14 protein-coding genes (1 of these 14 cut by a window edge) are annotated in these 18143 nt (G+C 66.7%); 8 read left to right on the top strand and 6 right to left on the bottom strand.

Translation table 11 applies throughout. The annotated features are described in order from the left end of the window. Positions 1-50: 50 nt before the first annotated feature. A complete protein-coding gene (gene pncB, locus ACRSCF_RS09740; protein WP_016454370.1) occupies positions 51-1271 on the bottom strand; it encodes a nicotinate phosphoribosyltransferase in 1221 nt (406 codons plus the stop codon). A gap of 115 nt (positions 1272-1386) precedes the next feature. Further along, positions 1387-1848 (bottom strand): acyl-CoA thioesterase, encoded by a 462-nt coding sequence (locus ACRSCF_RS09735; protein WP_017404735.1) that lies wholly within the window; start codon positions 1846-1848, stop codon positions 1387-1389. 323 nt (positions 1849-2171) lie between these two features. Between ACRSCF_RS09735 and ACRSCF_RS09730 the strand changes: the two genes are divergently transcribed. The 3 genes from ACRSCF_RS09730 to ACRSCF_RS09720 all read left to right on the top strand — a co-directional run bounded on the left by ACRSCF_RS09730 (position 2172) and on the right by ACRSCF_RS09720 (position 4933). Next, positions 2172-2720 carry a phasin family protein gene (locus ACRSCF_RS09730; protein WP_016450488.1) on the top strand — a complete coding sequence of 183 codons (549 nt, stop codon included), beginning with the start codon at positions 2172-2174 and terminating at the stop codon, positions 2718-2720. Between the two features lie 276 nt (positions 2721-2996). Then, positions 2997-4043, top strand: a complete 1047-nt coding sequence (locus tag ACRSCF_RS09725) for an extracellular solute-binding protein (RefSeq protein ID WP_016450487.1) — start codon at positions 2997-2999, stop codon at positions 4041-4043. Positions 4044-4174: 131 nt separating this feature from the next. Then, a complete protein-coding gene (locus ACRSCF_RS09720) occupies positions 4175-4933 on the top strand; it encodes a 3-hydroxyacyl-CoA dehydrogenase (protein ID WP_034363673.1) in 759 nt (252 codons plus the stop codon). A gap of 153 nt (positions 4934-5086) precedes the next feature. On the opposite strand, the gene ACRSCF_RS09715 is transcribed toward ACRSCF_RS09720, so the two are convergent. Both ACRSCF_RS09715 and ACRSCF_RS09710 read right to left on the bottom strand, forming a co-directional pair. Next, positions 5087-5941 (bottom strand): N(5)-hydroxyornithine transformylase PvdF, encoded by an 855-nt coding sequence (locus ACRSCF_RS09715; RefSeq protein WP_034363668.1) that lies wholly within the window; start codon positions 5939-5941, stop codon positions 5087-5089. Positions 5942-5962: 21 nt separating this feature from the next. Then, entirely contained in the window at positions 5963-7678 is a 1716-nt protein-coding gene (locus ACRSCF_RS09710) for a cyclic peptide export ABC transporter (protein WP_016454381.1), read from the bottom strand. 247 nt (positions 7679-7925) lie between these two features. Between ACRSCF_RS09710 and ACRSCF_RS09705 the strand changes: the two genes are divergently transcribed. The 5 genes from ACRSCF_RS09705 to ACRSCF_RS09685 all read left to right on the top strand — a co-directional run bounded on the left by ACRSCF_RS09705 (position 7926) and on the right by ACRSCF_RS09685 (position 13310). Continuing rightward, a complete protein-coding gene (locus ACRSCF_RS09705; RefSeq protein WP_016454382.1) occupies positions 7926-8891 on the top strand; it encodes an alpha/beta hydrolase in 966 nt (321 codons plus the stop codon). 135 nt (positions 8892-9026) lie between these two features. After that, positions 9027-10139 carry a GNAT family N-acetyltransferase gene (locus ACRSCF_RS09700; protein ID WP_016454383.1) on the top strand — a complete coding sequence of 371 codons (1113 nt, stop codon included), beginning with the start codon at positions 9027-9029 and terminating at the stop codon, positions 10137-10139. An 11-nt stretch (positions 10140-10150) separates the two neighbouring features. Further along, the gene (locus ACRSCF_RS09695) at positions 10151-11449 is read left to right on the top strand and encodes a lysine N(6)-hydroxylase/L-ornithine N(5)-oxygenase family protein (protein ID WP_244387953.1); all 1299 of its coding nucleotides are present in this window, start codon (positions 10151-10153) and stop codon (positions 11447-11449) included. A 214-nt stretch (positions 11450-11663) separates the two neighbouring features. Then, entirely contained in the window at positions 11664-12263 is a 600-nt protein-coding gene (locus tag ACRSCF_RS09690; RefSeq protein ID WP_012206549.1) for an RNA polymerase sigma factor, read from the top strand. A 12-nt stretch (positions 12264-12275) separates the two neighbouring features. Continuing rightward, positions 12276-13310: a FecR family protein gene (locus tag ACRSCF_RS09685; RefSeq protein WP_034363666.1), complete on the top strand. Its 1035-nt coding sequence runs from the start codon at positions 12276-12278 to the stop codon at positions 13308-13310. Positions 13311-13386: 76 nt separating this feature from the next. Here the strand turns inward: ACRSCF_RS09685 and ACRSCF_RS09680 are convergent, their stop codons facing one another. Then, positions 13387-15786: a TonB-dependent siderophore receptor gene (locus ACRSCF_RS09680; RefSeq protein WP_034363663.1), complete on the bottom strand. Its 2400-nt coding sequence runs from the start codon at positions 15784-15786 to the stop codon at positions 13387-13389. A gap of 180 nt (positions 15787-15966) precedes the next feature. Further along, positions 15967-18143 carry the 3' portion of a non-ribosomal peptide synthase/polyketide synthase gene (locus tag ACRSCF_RS09675; protein WP_432675622.1) on the bottom strand. 16357 nt of this gene lie beyond the right edge of the window, so the window shows 2177 of its 18534 coding nt (coding positions 16358-18534); its start codon lies beyond the right edge, outside the window; the stop codon is at positions 15967-15969.

Here is an 18143-nt window from a genome sequence, read left to right as displayed (position 1 = left end):
CTCTTTGTTCTCTATTCACTGTCCCCTCCTGGCGGCAGATGGTGCCGCAATCAAGCCTGCGCCGCAGGCGGCGCAATCTCGAACACCTGACGCAGGTAGGCCAGGTACTTCTCGTCATCGCACATGCTTTTGCCCGGCGTGTCCGAGAGCTTGGCCACGGGCTGGCCGTTGCAGCGGGTCATCTTGATGACGATCTGCAGCGGCACATGGTCGGGCGCGTCGCCCAGGTCGTTGGTCAGGTTGGTGCCTATGCCGAAGGCCAGCTGGCAGCGGCCATGGAAGCGCTGGAACAGCTCGATGGTGCGCGGCACCGTCAGGCCGTCGCTGAAGATCAGCGTCTTGGTCAGCGGATCGATGCGGTTGGCACGGTAGTGGGCCAGCAGCCGCTCGCCCCATTCGAACGGGTCACCGCTGTCGTGGCGCGCACCGTCGAAGAGCTTGCAGAAGTACAGGTCGAAATCGCGCAGGAAGGCCGACATGCCGTAGACGTCCGACAGCGCAATGCCCAGGTCGCCCCGGTATTCGCGCGCCCAGGATTCGAAGCCGAAGATCTGGCTGTCGCGCAGGCGCGGGCCCAGGGACTGGCAGGCCTGCAGGTATTCATGCGCCAGCGTGCCCAGGGGCCGCACGCCCAGCTTCATGGCGTACAGCACATTGCTGGTGCCGGCGAACTGGCCTTCGGACTCCGCGGATGCGCCGGGCCGGCCCAGGCGTGCGCACAGCACGCGCAGCACCTCTTCATGCCAGGCCCGCGAAAAGCGACGGCGCGTGCCGTAGTCGGCAATCTTGAGCTGCTCCAGGCCGGGCTGCTGCAGCAGCGCAATCTTGGCGTCGAGACGGCGCCGGCCTTCCGGAAAATCGGGCACCGGCTGGGTGTTGCGGAAGTACACCTCGTTGACGATGGCCAGCACGGGAATCTCGAACAGGATGGTGTGCAGCCAGGGCCCGCGGATGGTGATGTCGATCTCGCCATTGGGCAGCGCCTGCACCGTGATGCATTTCTCGTTGAGGTGGAACAGGCCCAGGAAATCGACGAAGTCGCTCTTGATGAAGCGCAGCGAGCTCAGATAGGCCAGCTCCGCGTCCTGGAAACGCAGGCTGCACAGCGAGCGGATCTCGGAGCGGATCTCGTTCACATAGGGTGCGAGCTGCACGCCGGGGTTGCGGCACTTGAAGCGGTACTCGACCTGTGCTCCGGGAAACTGGTGCAGCACCACCTGCATCATCGTGAATTTGTACAGGTCGGTATCGAGCAGGCTGGTGATGATCATGGACAGAGCCGGGCGGTAAGCGCCCCAGCGGTCAGATGGCAGACAGCTTTCGAGTGTAGGCCATACACACGCTGCCGCGCTGCGAGCGGGCGCCTTGCATGCGCCCCGAACGCCATCAACCGCGCAGCAGCGGCTCCAGCACCTGTCGCAGCGCCTGCGGAATCTGGGCAGGCCGGCGCGTATGCCGGTCCACATAGACATGCACGAAATGCCCGGCCGCCGCCGTCAATGGCTCGCCCTGCGCGAACAGCCCCACCTCGTAGCGCACGCTGGAGCCACCGATGCGGGCCACCCGGATACCGGCCTCCACCTCCTGCGGGAAGGCCAGCGGCGCAAAGTAATTGCATTGCGTCTCTATGACCAGGCCTATCGTCTCGCCCGCGTGGATATCCAGCGCGCCCTGCTCGATCAGATGGGCATTCACCGCCGTATCGAACCAGCTGTAATAGACGACGTTGTTGACGTGCCCGTAGACATCGTTGTCCGACCAGCGCGTGCTGATGCGTCGGAATGCCGCATAGGCCGAACGGGGCTGCGGCGCGGGGCGGCTCGGGGGCGATTCATTCATGGCGGCCATTGTGCCGCCGGCCGAATGCGCCCTGTCCCCAGCCACTGTCGCCATCACGACGCGCACTGCTGCCAATCACTCGCCAAGCGAGTAAGCATGCAAACCGAAAAATGTCGTCAAACCGACATAAAACCAATTCAAAATCAAAGACTTACAAAAAACCCACAGCTTTGCCGATTTTTTTGCTGCACCGCAGCATCAGGTACTTGATTCCTTTTTTGCAATCCCTACAATAAGACCCATGCTGCACTGCAACATGACACTCAGTCAGGTCAGCGCAGGCAATTCCCCGTAACCCGAGACCCCTGTGGTCCGTTTTTCTGGAGACTGACATGAGCTTGACCCCTGACCAAATCCTGAGCGCACAAAAGGCCAACCTGGAAACCCTGTTCGGCCTGACGAGCAAGGCCTTCGAAGGCGTTGAAAAGCTGGTGGAACTGAATGTGACCGCCTCGCGCGCCGCACTGAACGAAGCCGCCCAGCACACCCAGGCCGTCCTGAGCGTGAAGGATGCGCAGGAGCTGCTGTCGCTGCAGGCCAACCTGTTCCAGCCCCTGGCTGAAAAGACCGCTGCCTACAGCCGCCACCTGTACGACATCGCCAGCGGCACCGGTGCCGAGCTGGCCAAGGCCTTCGAAAGCCAGGCATCCGATCTGCAGAAGAACTTCAGCGCCCTGGTGGACACCACCGCCAAGAACGCACCCGCAGGTTCCGAAACCGCCGTGGCCGTGATGAAGAGCGCCGTGTCGGCTGCCAACAATGCCTTCGAGTCGGTGCAAAAGGCCGTCAAGCAGGCTTCGGACCTGGCGGAAGCCAACTTCACGGCCGTGACCAACACCGCCAGCGAAGCCGTCCAGTCGGCCCAGACCCGCAAGCGTTGATCACGCCGTCTTACAACAGGGTTGCGTGCAAGAATTAGTGATTACCCTCATAATTGCATGCATCCCGGGTCGCAAGACCTGACCAGTTGTCTCCTTGGATCCTCTCGAAACCCCCGTTTCTGGATCCTTTCAAAACCCAGTCCTTGGACTGGGTTTTTTTTATTCCCGTCCTCGATACCCCGGGCTGCCATAGCCCTCCAGAACCACCCCCTTTATTAAGAACGATTCGCGTCTGGCCTATCATCGCGCTTTGCCAACAAAGAGAGGCCTGTCTTCATGTCGAAATCCCTGAAAGCCCTGTTTGCCGCTTGCGCCCTGGTGGCTGCCGGCACAGCCATTGCCGACTCCCAGGTCGTCAACCTCTACTCCGCGCGCCACTACTCCACGGACGAGGAGCTGTACAACGGCTTCACCAAGGCCACCGGTATCAAGATCAACCGCGTGGACGGCGACGACGCCGGCATCATTGCGCGCCTGAAGGCCGAGGGCCAGGCCTCGCCGGCCGACGTGATCCTGCTGGTCGATGCCGCGCGCCTGTACCGCGGCGAGGTGGATGGCCTGTTCCAGCCCATCCACTCCAAGCTGCTGGAAGACGCCATTCCCTCCAACCTGCGCGCCCAGCCCACGGCCGATGGCATCAGCTGGTTCGGCCTGTCCACACGCGCCCGCGTCATCGTCTACAACAAGGCCAAGGTCCAGCCCGCCGACGTGCAGAACTACGAATCGCTGGCCGACCCCAAGTTCAAGGGCCAGCTGTGCATCCGCTCGGGCTCGCATCCCTACAACCTGAGCCTGTTCGGCACCGTGGTCGAACACATGGGCGAGCAAAAGGCAGAGGGCTGGATCCAGGGCATGAAGGCCAACCTGGCCCGCCCGCCCAAGGGTGGCGACACCGACCAGATCAAGGCCGTGGCCTCGGGCGAATGCACCATCGGCGTGACCAACAGCTACTACCTGGCGCGCATGATGCGCTCGGGCAAGCCCGAGGACCAGGCCGTGGTCGGCAAGATCGGCGTGGTCTTCCCCAACCAGTCCAGCTGGGGCACGCACCTGAACATCGCGGGCGGCGCCGTGGCACGCCATGCCAAGAACAAGGACAACGCCGTCAAGTTCCTGGAGTACCTGGCCAGCCCTGCGGCCCAGAACTACTTTGCCAACGGCAACAACGAGTGGCCAGCAGCCAAGGGCGTGGAACTGGACAACCCCGCACTCAAGGAAATGACCGGCGGCAAGCCCTTCAAGAGCGAGACCATCCCGATCACGGCCGTGGGCAAGAACATGACCAAGGTCCAGCAAATGCTGGACCGTGCCGGGTTCCAGTAACCCCCATCGCGCCCATCACCAGCCCGGCACTGCCGGGCTTTTTCTTGGGCGCGACATGGCTGCGGCCGGGGCTGCATGCATAATTTGAGAGTTACGTTTACGTCAACGTCAGATAACCAAGGAGACATTCCATGCAGATCAAGGACCGGGTATTCATCGTCACGGGCGGCGCCTCCGGGCTGGGCGAAGGCACGGCGCGCATGCTGGCGGCCGAGGGCGGCAAGGTGGTGATCGCCGATATGCAGGCGGACAAGGGCGAGGCCGTGGCGCGCGAGATCGGCGGCGTCTTCGTCAAATGCGATGTGAGCCAGGAGGCCGATGGCCAGGCCGTGGTGGACAAGGCCGTGAGCCTGGGCAAGCTGGCAGGCCTGGTCAACTGCGCAGGCATTGCGCCCGCCGAGAAGACCGTGGGCAAGAACGGCGCGCACAACCTGGCGCTGTTTTCCAAGACCATCACGGTCAACCTGATCGGCAGCTTCAACATGATCCGCCTGGCCGCCGCCGCCATGTCGGCCAACGAGCCCGAGAGCACGGGCGAGCGCGGCGTGCTGATCTCCACGGCCAGCGTGGCGGCCTACGACGGCCAGATCGGCCAGGCGGCCTATGCGGCGTCCAAGGGCGGCGTGGTCGGCATGACGCTGCCCATTGCGCGCGACCTGGCGCGCAACGGCATCCGCAACATGACGATTGCCCCCGGCATCTTCGGCACGCCCATGCTGTTCGGCATGCCGCAGGAAGTGCAGGATGCGCTGGCCGCCGGCGTGCCCTTCCCCAGCCGCCTGGGCACGCCCCAGGACTATGCCAAGCTGGTGCGCCACATCCTGGACAACGACATGCTCAATGGCGAGGTGATCCGGCTGGACGGGGCCATTCGTCTGGCGCCGAAGTAAGCACCCCCTGAGCGGCTGCGCCGCTTCCCCCTCTCTTTCTCGCTTCGCGAGGGAGGGGGACGACACCCTCGCGGCGGGGCGGCGCGGCCGGCATAGGCCCTTGCTCGGTGTCCCTCGCTTTGGGCCGTGCCGGTTTTTGAGATACGCACGTTGTCACACCGTGGTGTCTGCAGGCGTGTCTGCAGGCGCTCTGGCCATCATCTCCAGCCCCTTGCGCAATGCAGGGAACAGGCTGTGCTGGAAGTTGTTCCAGCGCAGCTCAAGAATCGTGTCTTGGGGATCGATGTCGGTGCCCAGCACGTCGGCGATGACTTCGCCGGAGTCGATGCCGTTGTCCACGTAGTGAAAGGATGCGCCGGTCTTGAAAAGGGGCGGGACCGGGCGCTGTTCCATGGTCTTCCAGTCCACGACCTTGTAGCCTTGTGCGCCATGCAGCGCGTCCAGCGTGGCGCAGGCGCCCCGGCGTTCATAGGGTGACTCCAGGCGCGTGATGCCGGGGTGGATGTTGGCGATCCTGCGGTGGAACAGGGCACCGGGCCGCACGAGCCGGTCCAGGATGACGAGCAGGCCATCCAGCACCACCCGCTCGGCACCCAGCTGTACCAGCCTGTCCTGCAACTGCGCCTCGAACATCTGCTTGCCCACGGCGCGCTGCGGATCGTTCAGCGGCAGGCGCCGGTAGGAAGACGGCACGGCCATGAGCAGGTCATTGACCCTGCGCCCCTGGATGCGCAGGTCCGGCGGATAGAACCAGCGGCCGCCCGGCCGGTAGCTGAAGCCGTAGTCGCCGATCTTTTCGCGGTCGCGCGGCGAGGCCTCGTCGTCGTCGTGGATCACGGCCTCCAGGCTGTAGATATCGCCCAGCGGGCTGGTGTCCAGCAGCTCGCCCAGGTATTCGAGCGGCGACTTCATGTAGCGCGTTGCGCCCTTGTAGGCGATGTGCTGGCCGGCCTGGTCGGCGGCGGCGTTTCTCAGGGACCAGATGTAGACGAGTTTTGTCTTTGCCATGTTCGTGGATTCAGCAGGAATTCAGATGTCGGCCAGCACGCCTTGACTGGCCAGTCCGGCCGGGCTGGCCGCCACCGGCTGCGCCCCGTCTTGCGGCAGGACCATGCGGCCGGCCTCCATGCGTACGATGCGGTCGGCCAGGTGGAAGTAGCGATCGTCATGGGAGATGACCACCAGCAGGTGGCCCCTGGCGCGCAGCTCGGGCAGCAGCTCGGTGTAGAACAGGTGGCGGAAGCTCGGGTCCTGGTCGGCCGCCCATTCGTCGAAGACCAGCACGGGCCGGCCCTCCAGATAGGCGTGGACCAGGGCCAGGCGCTTGCGCTGGCCGGTGGACAGGTCGATGGTGCTGAAGCTGCCGTTGCGCACGCTGACCTTGTGGGCGATCTCCAGCCGCTGCAGGTAGGGCAGCGCGGCCTCGGGCAGCGCGGCGGCCTGGCCCTCTTCGCCACCGGCCACCAGGTCCTCGAACAGGTAGAAGTCCGAGAACACCGTGGTGAACAGCTGGCGGTAGTCATCGCGCGTCTGTGCCGTGACGGGCTGGCCGTCATGCAGGATCTCGCCCTGCTGGGGCGCATACAGGCCCAGCAGCAGCTTGATCAGCGTGGTCTTGCCCGAGCCGTTGTCACCCACCACAAAGACCAGTTCGCCCTTGCCCAGCTTCAGGTCGATGGGGCCGATCTCGAAGGCCTTGCCGCCTTCGGGCGCATCGAAGGCATAGCGCACGCCCCGCAGCTCCAGGCCGTGGTCCAGGCGGACCTCGCCGGGCAGGCTGTCCAGGTGCAGGTGCGGCTCGGGGCTGGCAAAGCGCGCCGACAGGTCGGCAATGCGCTGCAGCGCCACCTTGGCACGGCCCAGGTTGGGCAGCGCGCCCGCGATCTGGTCCATGGGGCCCTTGAGGAACAGCAGCACCAGCACGAAGCCGCTGAGCACCACGGGCTCGGTGGTGCGCAGCGCGGCCCAGCCCAGGATGAGGGCGATCAACAGAAAGAACAGCGCGGAACCGAAGGCCGTGGCCAGCACATAGGTGTTGATGGCGCGGCTGTTGATGCGGCGGATGGCATCCACCGTGCCGCCGATCTGCCCGTCGAAGATGCGGCCCCGGCGCGCGCGGTGCATGCGCAGTTCCTTGGCGCCTTCGCTGATGGCGCGGTAGGCCTTGTGCAGCACTTCCTCGTGATCGCGCGCCTTCCAGAACCCCGCCACGCCGCGCGACTGGGCCAGCGCCTGCAGGCTGACGCCCAGCACCAGCGCCACCACCAGCATGGCAAACAGCGGCGGCGACAGCAGGGCCAGATAGGCCAGGCAGCCCAGCGCAATGGCCAGGGCGATCACGTTGGAGGCCAGCACGAAGGCCACGTCGCTGATCATGTCCACGTCCTGCGTGAGCACGGGCATGAGGCGGTGCGTGCGGTAGCGCTCCAGCGCGTCGATGGGCGCGGCCAGGATCTTGCTGGCCAGTTCCTTGCGCAGCCGGGCCACCAGGCGCTGCCCCACGAAATTGCCCGACATGTCCGACGCGGCCCGGCACACCAGCACGGTGGCGCACAGGGCGATGAAGGTCAGCAGCAGCCCGCCCGCCAGCCCACCGGGACGATTGAGCACCTGGTTGATGGTCGCCAGCAGCGCCACCGTGGCCCCACCCGCGCAAATGCCCGTGACCACGGACAGGGCCATCCACGGCAGGAAGGGCCTGAGCAGGCGCAGTACCTCGGATGGCGGTCGGCTGGCGTTTTCCATAAGGGATTCCTCTCGCGCCCGTGGGCGCATGGCCTTGCAATACCGGCGCGGCCCGGCGTTTTCCTGGGGATGCGGCGCACGGCGCACGCTGCCCACTCCCTGCAAGACGTGCGAGCGCGGGAAATGTTCATCGTCCCGGCGATGAACAAATTCCGCCGCCCAGCGTCATCACGGGGAAGGGGCAGCGCGGGCGCCATGCCCTGCACCGGCCCGCCCTGCCTTGTCTGCCGCACACCCGAAGGACGCCATGGCTCTCCACCCCGACCTGCAAGCATTTCTTGAACTCGCCAACGCCCAGGCATCCAGCCGCCCGCGCATGAGCCAGATGACGGCAGCGCAGGCGCGCACCGCCTACGACAACGCCACGCTGGCGCTGGACCTGCCGGGCGACGATCTGCCCACCGAGGACCTGGAGCTGCCCACGCGCGACGGCGCGCGTATCCGTGCCCGGCTCTACCGCGCAGCCCCTGGACACACAGCCGCGCCCTGCCTGCTGTTCCTTCACGGCGGCGGCTATGTGCTGGGCGGCCTCGAATCCCATGACAGCCTGTGCTGCAGCCTGGCGCTGGGCACGCCCTGCAATGTGCTGGCCATCGACTACCGGCTGGCGCCAGAGCACCGCTTTCCCACCGCCTTCCTCGACGCTCAGGACGCCCTGGCCTGGCTGCTGGAGCACGGCGGCCGCCATGGCCTGGACGCGCGGCGCCTGGCCATTGGCGGCGACAGCGTCGGGGGCACGCTGGCCACGGCCCTGTGCATCGCCGCGCGCGACGCGGGCATGCCCCAGCCCTTGCTGCAGTTGCTGCTCTACCCCTGCACGGCAGCGCAGCAGGACAGTGACTCGCATGCGCGCCTGGCCACCGGCCATCTGCTGGAAGGTGACACCCTGGCCTGGATGTTCGGCCAATACCTGCGCAGCGATGCGGACCGGCAGGACTGGCGCTTTGCCCCGCTGCAAGCATCCGACCTGGGCCGGCTGGCCCCCACGCTGATGGTGCTGGCCGAGTACGACCCGCTGATCGACGAAGGAAAGCGCTATGCCGAGCGGCTGCAGGCCGCCGGCGTGGCCGTGGACCTGCAGATCTACGCCGGCATGGTCCATGACTTTGCGCGGCTGGGCGCCCTCACCGAAGAGACCGAGGTGCTGCGCGGCCGGATCTGCAAGGCACTGGCCCATGCCTTCCAGGCGGCCCGCAGCCCGGCCCTGGCATGAACGGGCCCTGGCATGAACATTTGCCGCGCCTGCGCGTCATCCCGGTCATGAGGCTGCCCTGCGTCCCTTGCGTCCCTTGTGCCCTTGCCCCCATCCGTGTCCCGCACGCGGGGCACTCCACCTGAAAGAGTCCACGTGCGTCCAGCCGAAGCCACCGCTACACCGTCACCGGACGCCTCCGGCGCCAGCTACCTCGCCCATGCAGGCGCCGAGACGATCAGCGTCTTCGGCGATGGACAGCGGCTGCGCCTGGAGCGTTCGGGGTCCGTGGATGCCGGCAGGCCCGGCAAGCACAGTCTCTGGAACCTGTCACCCGCGGCCGCGCCAGGCCTGCTGCGGCTGCAATGGCTGGGCCCCTGCTCGGGCATGCCCGAAGCCGATGAACTGCTGGCCGCGCTGCAGGCCGGTTTCGGCCTGCACCCGGATGCCCGGGAAATCGAGCTGTCCCTGCCCCGCCTGCCACCGGGCCTGCGCGACAGCATCGCCACAGTGCAGCCAGGCCAGGCTCCGCGCGTGGCAAGAAGCGTGCTCTGGCAGCAGCCCCTGTGGCTGCCCCGCCCGCGCCCACCCTATGCGCTGCACTACACGATCAGCGAAGGCCGGCGCCACCCCGTGCGCCTGCACAAGCCGCGCGGCGAGGTCTACCGCCGCTTCATCCCCTGGCTGGGCCGCACGCTGAGCTTTCGCACCGTGGAGCCCGAGGCCGACCTGCCCCTCATCCACCGCTGGATGAACGACCCGGTCGTCGCGCATTTCTGGGAGGAAAGCGGCGACCTTGCCCACCATCGCGCCTACCTGCAGCGCATGGCCGGCGACCCGCATGCGCTCGGCCTCATCGGCTGCTTCGACGGCGAGCCCTTCGGCTACTTCGAGGCCTACTGGGCCAAGGAAGACCGCATCGCCCCCTTCTATGACGCGGGCGACCATGACCGGGGCTGGCATGCGCTGGTGGGGGAGGCACCGTTTCGCGGCAGACCCTACCTGACGGCCTGGCTGCCCTCGCTGTCGCACTACCTCTTTCTGGACGACTGCCGCACGCAGCGCATCGTCGTGGAGCCGCGCGCCGACAACCGCAAGATGCGCAAAAGCCTGCCGCGCTGCGGCTATGCGCTGGTCAAGGAATTCGACTTCCCGCACAAGCGCGCCGTGCTGGGAGTGCTGCTCAGGGAACGCTTTTTCGCAGACGCCTTGTGGATACCGCAGACCGACGCAGCCGCGCCGGACGCACTGGACGCATCGACCCAATGAAAGGACCTTCCATGCAAACCCACCCGCTGATCGGCATCGGCTTCGGCCCCTCCAACATTGCCCTGGCCATCGCCCTCAAGGAGCGCGAAACCACCGCGCGGGCCATGCACCCCGTCTTCATCGAAAAGCAGCCGCGCTTCGCCTGGCACCGGGACATGCTGCTGGAGCAGGCCCACATGCAGGTGTCCTTCCTCAAGGACCTGGCCACGCTGCGCAATCCCACCAGCCGCTTCACCTTCATCAACTACCTGCACGAGAAGGGCCGGCTGCAGGACTTCATCAACCTCAAGACCTTCTTTCCCAGCCGCCACGAGTTCAACGACTACCTGGCCTGGGCCGCCTCCAAGTTCGAGGACCGCTGCGTCTACGGCCAGGAAGTCATCGAGGTGCTGCCTGAAAAACGCGACGGCAAGGTGGAGCTGCTGCGCGTGCGCTCGCGCGATGCGGCCGGCAACGTGCATGAGCGCCTGGGCCAGAACCTGGTCATGAGCATCGGCGGCACGCCCAGCATTCCCGAACAGTTCAAGCCCCTGCGCGGCGATGCGCGCGTCTTCCACTCCAGCGCCTACCTGCGCAGCATTGCAGAGCATGCCAGGCCGCTGCGCATCGCCGTCGTGGGCGCGGGCCAGAGCGCCGCCGAAATCTTCATGGACCTGCACGGCCGCTACGCCAAGGCCGAGATCGACCTGGTCATGCGCGCCCGCTCCATCCGCCCCTCGGACGACAGCCCCTTCGTCAACGAAATCTTCAACGCCGACTTCGTGGACCATGTCTACAGCCGCCCGCACGACGAGCGCGGCGCCCTGCTGCGCGAGTTCTGGCACACCAACTACGCCTGTCCCGACCTGGAGCTGATCGAGAGCATCTTCAAGGTGTTCTATGAACAGAAGGTCGTCGGCGATACGCGCCACCGCTTCCTGCGCCGCCACGAGGTGCAGGACGTGCGCGCCGCCAGCGACGGCATCCACCTGGGGCTGCGCGATCTCAACAACGGCATCGACCATGCATCGCGCTACGACGTGGTGGTGCTGGCCACCGGCTATGCGCGCGAGCACCACAAGACCCTGCTGGACCCGCTGGCCCCCTACCTGGGCGACTTCTCCGTGAGCCGCGACTACCAGGTGCACACCACGGCGGACTTTCGCCCCGCCATCTTCCTGCAGGGCGCCTGCGAGGGCTCCCACGGCCTCAGCGACACCCTGCTGTCCGTCACTTCGGTGCGCACCGGCGAAATCGGTGAAGCCCTGCTGGCAGCGCAAGCCCAAAGACCCGATGTTGCGCGCACAGAACAGCTGGCGCTGCAGGATTGAAAGATCGCACGGGGCATGATGGCGCAGGGATCTCCCATGCCATAATTTGAATGCAAACCATTTGCATTTGAATTCGAATCACCTGCGCCGCTGAATCCCATACCCGCTGCTGCACCGCCCCGGCCCTGGCCGGGGTTGCAGCATCCGGTAGGCCCTTCTCTGTACGGACCCAGGGGTTCCAACCCATCGCCCTTGCGGAAAGGCAGGTATCCGGATGCGTGACCTGATCCAGGAACTCGTGGCTCACTATGGCGATCTGCGCCGCCAGCTCACGCGCGATCTCAGGGATCCGCACTATGCGGCCGACATCGCGCAATCGAGCTTCGAGCGGGTCTATGTGCACGCCCTGGGCCTGCGCAGCGGCAAGAAGGCCGAAACCCTGCCCGACGCCGGCATCGAATCCCCACGCGCCCTGCTGTTTCGCGTGGCACGCAATCTGTGCATCGACGATGCGCGCAAGCGCAAGACCGCCCAGGAATGGACGCGCCAGCAAATGGTGGTGCAGCACAGCGCGCCCTCCAGCGAAACCCTGGCGGCCCAGCGCCAGATCCTGAACCGCGTCGTCCAGGCGCTGGAAGGCCTGCCGCCTCGCCGGCGCGAAGTCTTCATCCTCTTTCGCGCCCATGGCTACACGCGCGCGGAAATCGCCGACCAGCTCAACATCACCGAAATGGCCGTCGCCAAGCACATGGTGCGCGCCACACTGGACTGCTCGCGCGTGCTGGCCCAGCTGCGCTCCGAACTGATCGAGGACCATGCGCTGGGCAGCGCCATGGATTTCGACAACAGTACACTGACCGACGACGCATCCTGACTCCCCCTTTCCATGGCAAGTGCACCTAGCGAGCGCATGGTCGAGCATGCGCTGACGCTGATCGTTCAAAGCGAAATCGCTCCCGACCCGGTGGCCGACCAGGCCCGCCTGACCCTGGGCGAATGGCGCGGGAAATCAGCCCGGCACGATGCCGCCGCGCGCGAGGCGCACCTGCGCTGGAACCTGCTGGGCGGCATGTCCGGCGGCCTGCGCGAGCAGTTCCAGGAAACCGCCCTGCTGGCCGACCGGGCCTCGCGCTCCACCCAGGCCGTCCGGCGCCGCAAGCTGCTGCTGTCCTTCGCCGGGCTGCTGGGCACAGGCACGCTGGCGGGCCGGGGCGCCTACTGGTACTGGCAGCAGCCCATACACACCTCGGCCTACGCCACGCGCAACTCGCAGATCCTCAAGATCACTCTGGCCGACGGCAAGCTGCCGCTGCAGGCCAGCCTGGTGGAACTGGCGCCCCAGAGCGCCATTGCCGTGACGCTCTACCGCCAGCGCCGCAGCGTGTCCATGGCCCGGGGCGAAGTGCGATTCGACGTGGCCCCCGATCCCGACCGGCCCTTCGAGGTCATCACGCGCGAGGCGCGCATCGAGGTCGTGGGCACGGTCTTCACCGTGCGCGACCGCGGCGGCCCCGTCACCGTGGGCGTGGAGCATGGCCATGTCAGGGTCCGGGTGCTGGGCAGGGATGCGCAGGATGCGACGGGCCCGGCGGCGGCAACGCTGGACCTGCTGCCCGGCCAGATCGTGCACATCCGCAACGGCCAGGCCGAGGCCGTGCGCCAGGCCGATGCCGCCACGCTGTCCGCCTGGCGCGAGGGTTGGCTGGTCTTCGAGAACACCCCGCTGGCCGAGGCCCTGGCCACCGTCAACGCCTACCGCACCCAGCCCATAGAAGCCGCCGATGCGCGCGTGGCCGCGCTGCGCCTGACCGGGCGCTTTCGCGCCAATGACTCGGCTGGCCTGCTGGCCGTGCTGCCGTCCATCCTGCCGCTGAGGGTGCGCCCGCAGGCCGGGGGCGGCGTGCAGTTGCAGGCGCTCTGAACGGCGCCTTCGGTTCCCCGACAAAGAAAAGGCCACGGCCGGATCGCTCCAGCCGTGGCCCATGGTCCATGCCCGCTTACCAGCGATAGGTGGCCGTGCCGATCACCTTGCGGGGCTCGCCGTAGAAGCAGCCGTAGGAGCAGCTGGCGATATAGGTCTTGTCGGTCAGGTTGGTGAGGTTCAGGGCGAAGCGCCAGGGTCCGGTGGTGTAGCTGACCATGGCATCCACCAGGGTGAACGCCGGCAGCGAGACGGGAACGCCATAGGCCAGGCCGCGTGTCTGGCCCAGGTACCTGGCGCCCATGCCCACCTTGAGGCCGGCAAGCCCGAAGTCTCCAAAGCTGTAGTCGCCCCACAGCGATATCTGGTTGTAGGGCACGCCGATGGAGCGCTTGCCCAGTTCGTCCGGCTGCAGGGGGCTTGCCTGCGTGGTGCGCGCATCCGTGTAGGCATAGGCGGCAATGATGTTCACATTGCGGCCGATGGAGCTTCGCGCCTCCAGCTCGAAGCCGCGGGAACGGACTTCCCCGGCCTGTATGTTGAACGCCCTGCTGGCGTCCTGGGGGTCGGGCACGAGCAGGTTCTGGCGGGTGAGCTGGAAGACCGCTGCCGAAACCATGGCCCTGGAGCCGCTGGGCTGGTAGCGGACACCGGCCTCGTACTGCTGCCCCGTCGTCGGCTTGAACCGTGATCCAAGGCGGTCCTGGCCCTGGGTGGGCTCGAAGGATTCGCTGTAGCTGAAGAAAGGGGCAAGGCCATTGGCGGCGAGATAGACCACGCCCAGCCGGCCCGTGAAGGCCGAGCTTTTCTCATTGGCCGCGCTCACGTCCCCGGTGAAGAAGTTGGTCTCGTTGAAGCGGACCTTGTCATAGCGGCCGCCCAGCAGAACCACCCACTTGTCATCGATCTTGATCTGGTCCTGCGCATAGATGCCGAGGCGCTTGTAGTCGTTCTTCCAGGACGAGCGGTAGTAGGGGGAGACAGGGCCCACCGGCTTGCCGTAGACCGGGTTGAAGACATCGAGGTCGGCGGCCTGCTGTTCATAGCGCTCGGTCTCGTGCTTTGGCAGGGCGTAGTCGAAGCCCACCAGCATGGTGTGCTTGACGCGGCCCTGGTCCAGCTGGTACTGCAGCGAGGTATCGGTCACGAAGGCCGACGAGCGGTCCCAGCGCGGCTGGAAGTAGCGCTCCACCACCGAGCGCTGGTCGGCGGACAGGCCCCAGCCGTCCGTGCTGAAGTAGCTGCTCTTTGCGTTGTAGTAGCGCATGCTGTTCCTGAGCTTGAGCTTCTCGGAAAAGGCATGTTCGAAGAGATAGCCGATGGAGTAGCGGTCCAGATCGAATTTGTCCCGTCCCGCCTCTCCGATGAAGCGGTTGCGGGGGATCTGTCCATTGATGTTGGGCAGCAGGGTGCCGTAGGCGGGCAGTCCGTAGACGTAGGCGGTGCGGTCCTTCTGGACCTCGGCCAACAGTGTCAGCGAGGTATTCGCATCGGGCTGCCACTTGAGCGACGGGGCGATATAGGTTCTGTCATCGGGCACATGGTCGATGAAGCTGTCGCTGTCGCGCTTGAGCGCCACCAGCCGGTAGGACCATTTGCCCTCGTCGTCCAGGGCGCCCGCAAAATCACCCGAGACCTGCCTGCGCCCGAAGCTTCCGGCATCGATGTTCAATTCCCGGATTTTTTCCGTGGTGGGCCGCTTGCTCACGGTGTTGACCACGCCGCCCGGGGAGACCGAGCCAAAGATCACCGAAGAGGCGCCCTTGAGCAGCTCGATGCGCTCCAGGCCGTAGGGCTCCTGCCGTCCGTCGTAGATGTTGGCGGTGAACAGGCTGCCGTCCCGGTACATGCCCGTGGTGCGGAACCCGCGCAGGTACAGGCTGTCCGAGGTACGGTCCAGGCCCTCGGCGCGGGTGACGCCGGCCGCGTAGCCCAGCGCATCCTGCAGGCTTTGCGACTTCAGCGTCTCGATCTCCTGGGCACCGATGACCGTGATGGACTGCGGTGTCTCCAGGATGGGCGTATCGGTCTTCGTGCCCGTTGAGCTGCGCCGGGCGACATAGCCCTGCACGGGGCCGGCTGCGGTTTCGCTGTCCGTGACGTTGATGGTCGGCAAGGTCGCGCCGGAGACTGCGGGACGGCGGATGGCGAAGCCTCCGTTGTTCGTCCTGATGGCTTCCAGGGACGTGCCGGCCAGCAGCTCCCGCAAGGCCTGCTCCGATGTCAGGCGGCCGTTGACGGCGCGGGAACTGAGCCCGGCCACCAGGTCGCCTGCGGCAAACATCTGGGTTCCCGTCTGGCGGGACAGCTCGTTGATGGCCGAAGCCAGGGCCTGGGCCGGCACATGGATATCGAACACTTGGGCAGCCTCCTGCCCTGTGGCCTGGGCCACCGCCCCGGTGCTCCAGAACGAGACGGAACCAAAGGCCGTGGCAAGGGCCAGGCTCAGCAGATGTTGACGGGGCAAGGAACGCATGGCTGAAGAATTTCCAAAGGCATTGAATGAGACTGGTTACCAACCGGGCGCGGACCTCGGCGCTGGTTGTTGTGCATTCCAAAGACGTTCTGCGCAGAAAAATGGAGACAAGGTGTAACCCCGATTTCACGAAAAAAACCGGGATGGACGGGGGCGTCCTGCCCCCGTCCCCGGCGCCCGTCAGTCCAGCGCGTACTCCAGCGCCAATGCATCGAGGATTTCGGCCGTCAGCCCCTCGTTCCTCATGATGGCGTAGTGGTCGGCGCGGATCACCGTGCCCTCGGCCCTGTCGACCCCCTCGGCCCCCTCCTGGCGCAGCTGCTGCGCGAGCCGCAGCCGGTGCCCGGCCGCGGTTTCATCGCTCCACCAAAGGCTTGCCGCCGCTTGCACGGGCGCCAGGGCCTGCGCCTGCAGCGCCAGGTGCTTCAGGTGCAGGGTCGTCAGAAAGGCCTGGGCCAGGTCGGCGCCGTCCATGCAGGCATGGCCGCTAGGTCCCCCCGGTCCCTGCCTTGACGCTTCACGGCCCAGCGCGGCAGCCAGCAGATCGGCGCGGGGCGGCACCGATGCATCGATGTCCGCAAGGTCCTCGATGCGCGCCAAGGGCAGCATCTGCGAGACGAAGAGCCGGAAGTCATCCCACCACGACGCGGACCCGGCCGCATCGCCAGCAGGCACGAACGGGTCCACCAGCCCCAGGAAACCCACCGTCTGCCCTTGGCCTTCGAGCCGAGCCGCGATCAGGGCCGCCAGGCTGCCGCCCTGGGACCAGCCGAGCAGATGGTAGGGGCCGGCAGGCTGTACCTGCCTCACCATCGCGCAGTAGTCGTCGGCCATCTGCTCCAGCGAGCGGTCGCGGTAGCCGGGATCGCCCAGGCTGCGGCAGGGTATGGCGTGGACGGTGCGCCGGTCCTGCAAGGCCCGCGCCAGCGGCTGGTAGTCAAACACCGTGCCGAACCCGGCATGCACGCAGAACAGCGGTGGTGCAGCCTCGCACACGGCGTTGAGCGCCACGACTCCTCCAGCTCCCCCAGCTCCACCGGCGCCGGCTGAGCGAAGCTCCAGCAGGCCGGCAATGGTGGGCCGCTGCAGCAGGTCGCGCAGCTTGAAGTCCAGCTGCGGATCGCCCAGCTTGCGCACCTTGGCGTGCATCCTGAGGCTGAGCAGGGAGTCCCCGCCCAGCTCGAAGAAGTTGTCGGTCTCGCCCACGCGTTCCACGCCAAGCACCTCCTGCCAGATGCGGGCCAGCGCCATGGCCGACGCTGTGGACGGTGGCACGTGAACCCGCCCGGCATCTGCCTGCGGCAGCGGCAGCGCCCCACGGTCCAGCTTGCCGCTGACCAGTCTTGGCAAGGCGGGCAGGACCAGCGTATGGGCCGGCAGCATGTAGTCGGGCAGGTGCTCCGCTGTCTGCTGGCGGACGCGCTGGACCAGGGTCTGCGCGGCGGTGCCCTCCTCCCCCACCACATAGGCCACCAGCTGCTTGCCTGTACCGGCATCCTGGACCAGCACGGCGGCATCGACCACGCCGGGCACGGCCCGGACGGCCTTCTCGACCTCGCCCAGCTCGATGCGGAAGCCCCGGATCTTGACCTGGTGGTCGGCCCGGCCTATGTACTCGATGTTGCCGTCCGGCATCTCGCGCACCAGGTCCCCCGTGCGGTAGAGGCGGCCGCCACCGCCGTCGAAGGGGTCGGCGACGAAGCGCTCGGCCGTCAGGCCCTGGCGCGACAGATAGCCGCGCGCCAGGCCGTAGCCGCCGATGTACAGCTCGCCCACGACGCCGTGCGGCACCCGGTGCAGGTCGGCATCCAGGATGTGCACCGTGCGCTCGCCCACCGGCCGGCCGATGGGGGCGTAGGCGCAGTCGAAGGTCTCGCTGGCCTCGGCCTTCCAGATCAGCGGCGTCACCACCGTCTCGGTGGGGCCGTAGCCGTTGATGAGCAGGCGCGGGCGCAGGCTCTGGCGCACCTTGTCGTAGGCGGCCTTGGGCATGGCCTCGCCACCGAAGACATACAACTCCACCGGCGGCGGCTCCTGCGACTGCTCTGCGGCCCAGTCCGCGATCTGCGCCAGATAGGCCGGAGGGAACGCGGCATTGGAGATGCCATGGTGGCGCAGGGCCTCGCAGGCCTGCTCCGCCGTCCACATCTGCGGCTCGCGCAGCACCAGGCCGGCGCCGATGCTCAGCGCCGTCAGCCAGCGCTCGTGCGCGCCGTCAAAGGAGAAGGACATGAAATGCAGCTCGCGCGAGTTCGCCCGCATGCCGTAGATCCCGGCCGTGGCCGCGCAGTGCATGGACAGCGGCCCGTGCTCGACCACCACGCCCTTGGGCTGCCCGGTCGAGCCCGAGGTGTAGA

Source organism: Delftia sp. 11MD (assembly GCF_050907895.1).
GTDB lineage: Bacteria > Pseudomonadota > Gammaproteobacteria > Burkholderiales > Burkholderiaceae_C > Comamonas > Comamonas tsuruhatensis.
This window is presented reverse-complemented; position numbering and strand designations above follow the sequence as displayed.